This is a genomic window from Streptomyces sp. LS1784 (genome assembly GCF_020103755.1).
Taxonomy (GTDB): Bacteria; Actinomycetota; Actinomycetes; order Streptomycetales; family Streptomycetaceae; genus Kitasatospora.
Genome location: NZ_JAHSQD010000715.1, coordinates 1 through 3,654 on the forward strand (window position 1 = coordinate 1; position 3,654 = coordinate 3,654).

Here is a 3,654-nt window from a genome sequence, read left to right on the forward strand (position 1 = left end):
GGCCGCGCCGGCCAGGGCGGGAGCCACCGCGAGCAGCCGGGCCCGGCGGGTGGCGGCCGCCAGCAGCGCGAGGCCGGTGGCGAGCAGGCCGAGCAGCCAGACCGTCTGGCCGAGGTGAACGGAGTCGGACAGGGTCAGCAGCATCTGCCGCGGGTCCGCGGTCACCGGGGACAGCAGGCCGAGCCGGTTCGACGTCCTGCTCTCCGGCACCTCCCCTTCGATCCGCACCCGCAGCAGGCCCGTCACCACGAGGCAGGCCACCACCAGGGCCGGCGGGGTGAGGACGGAGGGCAGCGTCCGGACGACGCCCATGGCGAACACGGCGGCCGCGACGAGGCCCAGTGCCGCCACCAGCGAGATCGGCAGCCAGCCGAGGCCCGTGTAGGTGGTCGGGCCGAACGCCACCTGCGCTCCGCCCACGACGACGAGGAGGCCGAAGCCCACCGCCAGCGCGAGCGCGATCGCACCCGCCGGCAGCGCCGCACGGCGCCAGGCCGGCAGCGGCGTGGTCGTCAGCAGTTCGGTCATCCGCGAGCGGGGTTCACGCAGCCCGTACACCGCCCCGATGCCGACCACGAGCGGCAGCCAGAAGGCCAGCAGGGAACGGGTCCACATGGCCATGGTCGTCCACTGGGCCGTCCACCCCGCGGTGCCCCTCGACCAGATTCCGTCGTACAGGAGGAAGACCGCCAGGCTGCCGCCCAGGACGACGGCTCCGGCCCACGGGGCGGCCGAGCGCTTCAGTTCGGTTCGCAGCACACGTCCGTTCACCAGGCGCTCCCCTGCTGTCCGGAGGTGCGGAGCAGCGCCGAGTAGCCGCGTTCCAGGGGACTGTCGCCGGGGTGCTCGGTGCTGCCCGCGGCGGCCAGCTCGTCCGGCGTGCCCTGGAAGACGAGGCGGCCGTCGGCGAAGAGCACCACGTCGGAGCAGGCGGCTGCGACGTCCTCGACCAGGTGGGTGGAGACGACCACGCAGGTGTCGCGGCCCAGGTCGTGCAGCAGCTCGCGGAAGCGCAGCCGCTGTGCCGGGTCGAGGCCGGCCGTCGGCTCGTCCAGCAGCAGCACCGCCGGGGAGTTGACGATGGCCTGGGCGATGCCGGCCCGTCGCACCATGCCGCCGGACAGGGTCTTCATCCGGTGGTCGGCGCGGTCCGCCAGGCCCACCCGTTCCACGGCACGTTGGACGGCCTCGGGGATGTCCGCCTTCGGGACCTCCTTCAACCAGGCCATGTACTCGACGAACTCGCGCACCGTGAAGCGCTTGTAGTAGCCGAAGTCCTGCGGCAGGTAGCCGATGCGGCGGCGAAGGGCCCGGAGGTCGCCCATCCGGCCCAAGGAGGTGCCGAGCATCTCCAGTTCGCCCTCGGTGGGGCGCAGCACCGTGGCCAGGGTCCGGATCAGGGTGGTCTTCCCCGCTCCGTTGGGCCCCAGGAGGCCGTGGGCACCGGTGCCCAGGGAGAGGTCGAGCCCGTCGACGGCCATCTTGTTCCGTCCGACGCGCACCCGCAGGCCGCTGGCCCGGATCTCCCAGGCGTAGGTCTTCGGCGCGGTGTCAACCGCGCTCGTCATGGGTGTCATGCGGTGGTCCCTTTCGATGGTGGACATGGGTTTCACAGCGTCGAGAACGCGTCCCTGCGGGCGATCACGGCGCCGGTGCCGAGCGCGAGGAGCAGCCCCCACAGGGGCAACCGGTCCGGTTGCAGGGCGAGTTGCAGGACGGAGGGGACGTGGCCGGTGACCGACGTGGGGGCCAGGACGACGGCGCCCCACGCGACCGCCAGCCCGACGGCGGCGCGGGTCACCCCGACCACGCTGCCCAGTGCCAGCGCGGTGGAGGTGAAGGCCAGGGAGGGCAGCAGCCACTGCGCGGCCGTCATGGTCCCGGTCAGCCATCCCCCCAGCAGCAGCGGGGGCAGGACCACCACGAGGACCGCGGTGGTGCGCCTGAGCAGCAGGGGAAGACCGGCCCGGGCGGTCGAGGCGGTCAGTTCGTGTGCCGGGTCCAGGCCGCTGGACCACGACGCGGCGACACCGCACAGCGGCAGCACCGGCGCGATCAGCGACACCGGCGAGGAGCCGCCGAAGACCTCCGACGGCGCGACCGCGTCCAGCAGCAGCGCCACCAGGGTGACGACGGCGGTCATGGCCAGCCACGGGGTCATGGCCGGCGTCAGCCAGGACGACACCCACCTCGGACGGTACCGCCGCGCTGCCGCCGTGGCCGCCGCGTCCAACTGCGGTTCCAGACCGGCCCGGACGGTGTCGACGAGCGCGGCGATGCCGGGCGCTCCGGTGGCCACGGAGGCCGCCAGGTGGCTCCGGCAGGGCGCGCACGTCTCCAGATGGGCCTCCAGTGCCCAGACCGTGTCCGCCGCGATCGTCGCGTCGCCACGTGCGTAGTCGTCGATCAACTGCCTGGACGCGTGTTCCCCGCTCATGCCAGCGCCTCCCGCATCGCGATCCGGGCCCGACGGGCACGGGTCTTGACCGTGCCTTCGGGCAGTCTGAGCAGGACGGCGGTCTCCCGGACGGAGAGCCCGTCGAGCACCGTGGCCTGCAGTACCTCTCGGAGTTCCGGCGCCAGCCGTCGCAGGGCGTCGCCGATGTCGCCGCCGACGGTCCCGGCGAGCGCCTCCTCCTCCGCCGCGGGCACCACCGCCCGCTCGGCGGCGGCGACCGGCGGTTCGGCGTGGTGGGCACGGCGCCGGAACGCATCGACGAGGCGGCGTGCCGCGATCGTCCACAGCCACCCGACGGCCGTCCCGCCGACCGCGCTCCCGGCGAACGCGCCGGCCGCGCGCCACACCGCGAGATAGGTCTCCTGCATGACTTCGGCGACGATCTGCTCGTCCGCGCAGCGGCGGCGCAGCCGCACCGCCAGCCATGGCGACGTACGCCGGTACAGCTCGTCGAACGCCCCGCGGTCACCCCTGGCCACCAGCCGGAGGAGGCGCTCCTCGTCCACGTCGTCCAGTGCTCTCCTGCGTGATCTCACACCAGCCAGACGCGCGATGCGGCGCTCAGGTTCTGCACCCGACGTGACGTGCGTCACGCGACAAAATCCCGGCCATCGGGTCCGATCCGGCCACTCCGGTCGAGGTCAGCGCGGTGGACGCCCCGAAGGGCGCGGAGGGCGGAGATCCCGGCGTCGTGCCCGGGTCCCGGGTCTGCGAACGCGGCGGCCTGGCACGACGGCGGCGTCCTGAACCCGCCTCAGCCCGCCGCGCCCGCGTGCAGGAGGTCCTCTGCGTGGGCGGCCAGGCCGTCGGCGCCGCAGTGGGTGGCCAGCTCCAGCCCCCGGGCCAGGGTGGTACGGGCGGCCGGAGTGGCACCCAACGCCTCGCCCAGGTCGACCAGGGCGATGGCGTGCTCGTAGCGGGCGGGTGACCGCTCCAGGTGCCGGACGGCCTGCGCGAGCAGTTCGGCTGCCCGTGACCGGTCGTGTACCGACGCGCAGAGGCGCAGAGCGCTGCCGATGGCCGAGTCCGTCCCGGACTCCCGCGCCCGGCGGACGGCCTCCTCGGCGAGGTCACGGGCCCGGTCCGGCTGGTCGGGGGCGACGGCGCGCGCCAAGTGCCCGAGCCACGGCGCCCACACCGTGTTGCGCCACCCTCGCGCGTCCAGGGCCGCGCCGGCGGCGGTCAGTGCGGCGGCC

Annotated in this window: 3 protein-coding genes and 2 pseudogenes; all 5 read right to left on the reverse strand. The window is 74.4% G+C overall.

Going from position 1 to position 3,654, the window contains the following annotated elements:
• Window positions 1-771, reverse strand: a pseudogene (locus KS423_RS41105) (hypothetical protein); the annotation flags it as partial.
• The gene (locus tag KS423_RS41110; protein ID WP_224284836.1) at window positions 768-1,577 is read right to left on the reverse strand and encodes an ABC transporter ATP-binding protein; all 810 of its coding nucleotides are present in this window, start codon (window positions 1,575-1,577) and stop codon (window positions 768-770) included. The gene KS423_RS41110 and the pseudogene KS423_RS41105, both read right to left, overlap by 4 nt.
• A gap of 32 nt (window positions 1,578-1,609) precedes the next feature.
• Window positions 1,610-2,437, reverse strand: a complete 828-nt coding sequence (locus tag KS423_RS41115) for a zf-HC2 domain-containing protein (RefSeq protein WP_224284837.1) — start codon at window positions 2,435-2,437, stop codon at window positions 1,610-1,612.
• The gene (locus KS423_RS41120; protein ID WP_374120146.1) at window positions 2,434-2,964 is read right to left on the reverse strand and encodes an RNA polymerase sigma factor; all 531 of its coding nucleotides are present in this window, start codon (window positions 2,962-2,964) and stop codon (window positions 2,434-2,436) included. The genes KS423_RS41115 and KS423_RS41120 overlap by 4 nt, the downstream gene beginning before the upstream one ends.
• Window positions 2,965-3,212: 248 nt before the next feature.
• Window positions 3,213-3,654 (reverse strand): annotated as a pseudogene (locus KS423_RS41125) (ATP-binding protein); the annotation flags it as partial.

Coding starts and splice junctions, on each gene's coding strand:
- KS423_RS41110 (WP_224284836.1), bottom strand. CDS start 1,577: ATGACACCCATGACGAGCGCGGTTGACACCGCGCCGAAGACCTACGCC.
- KS423_RS41115 (WP_224284837.1), bottom strand. CDS start 2,437: ATGAGCGGGGAACACGCGTCCAGGCAGTTGATCGACGACTACGCACGT.